At 67.5% G+C, this 1,411-nt stretch carries 1 protein-coding gene; it reads right to left on the bottom strand.

The annotated features are described in order from the left end of the window. The coding region (locus tag ACGFK0_RS37665; RefSeq protein WP_392913571.1) for an IS1634 family transposase at nt 1-1,348 on the bottom strand (1,348 nt) is incomplete at its 3' end. Nucleotides 1,349-1,411: the final 63 nt, after the last annotated feature.

The raw sequence follows: 1,411 nt of genomic DNA, 5'->3' as shown, positions 1-1,411 counted from the left end.
CGACGTGCCACAGGTCGTGGTAGGACGCGATCACCTCGGCCGCGTCCATGCAGGTGGCGGGGATGTTGGTGACATATCCCTTCAGCCCGACCAGTCTGCGGGCACGGGCCAGTGAGGTTTGGTCGAGGACTCGCTTGTCCCCGCTGGTCTTGACGAACCTGGTGGTCTTGGCCTTCTTCTCACCCGAGATGACCTCACGGGCACGGTTCTCCTGGATGGTCAGCGTCTTGTTGTCCCGCGCGGCGCGTTTGGCGGAGTAGGCCCACACCGCCCGCCACGACGCGGTGTGCTCCTGGGGGTTCCAGACCGGTTCGGCCTTCTTGGCGACGTCGTTCTCAACGATCCGGGAGTTCTTGGGGGTGATGGTGTCGACGACCTGCCCGTCGGTGAAGGCGTCGCCGTGCCAGCGGAAGTGGGAGGCCAGGTCGATGGGCGCCTTGGTGGTCCGCGAGCCGACGATGAACTTCAGTGCGGCCTCGTCCAGTGCGGTCAGGTTCTTGGCCGACAGCATCCCCGCATCGGCGACGACCACCATGTGTGCCAGGCCGTGGCGTCGGGCGAACTGCTCGATGATCGGCACGATCGTGGTCGTCTCGGCCTGGTCTCCCTCGAAACAGCCGATCTCCAGGGGGAACCCGCACCGGTCGACCAGCAGCCCGACCACGATCTGGGGATCGACGCGACGTTCCTTGGAGTAGCCGACCTTGCGCAGGCCGTCCTCGCTCTCGGCCTCGAAATACAGGGTGGTGACGTCGTAGAGACACAAACTCACGTCACCGGCCCTGGCGGCATGGGCGAAGCAGGCGGTCGCGATCCGGTCGCGGTACTCGGCCGTCTTGACCTTGCTCAGGGTGCGTTTCATCGTCGCGTAACTCGCCGGCGCGACGCCCAGGTCGGTCAGCACCCGACCGGTGTCCAGCAGGGAGGTCGGCTCGACGATGCGGGCGATCACCAGGTCGCGGAACACCTCATCGCCCAGCGCGTCGAACCCGAGGCCGGCGTAGACGCCCGCCAGCGATTCGAACAGCACACGCGACCCGGTCGCCACAACCCGTCCGGCCCCGTCACGAGCACGGGCAGGCTCGTTCCCCAGGTTCTCGAAGAGCGCAGCCTCGCCCGCCGGCTGCGCCAAACCGGCCACCGGCACCGCCGGCTCGACGTCCAGGTCCAGCATCACCTGCCCCGGATCGACCAGCAGGCCACGGGCACGCTCGAGCAGCACCCCGAGCTCGGCCTCGGTGTGTGCCGAGCCGACGTGCTTGAGGATCCGCTGCCGTCCACCGGTGTACTCGGCGATCTGCACCGCCGTCGCTCCCGAAGCCGTACGAACCCGCCGGATGAACGCCACCCCGCGACCCTACGAGCACCCCGCTTAGTGCGTGAAACCACACTCACCCGAACACGTATCCAC

Source organism: Spirillospora sp. NPDC048823 (assembly GCF_043198445.1).
Classification (GTDB): domain Bacteria; phylum Actinomycetota; class Actinomycetes; order Streptosporangiales; family Streptosporangiaceae; genus Spirillospora.
The sequence above is the reverse complement of the archived record's forward strand: the minus strand, read 5'-3'. Positions and strand labels throughout refer to the sequence as shown.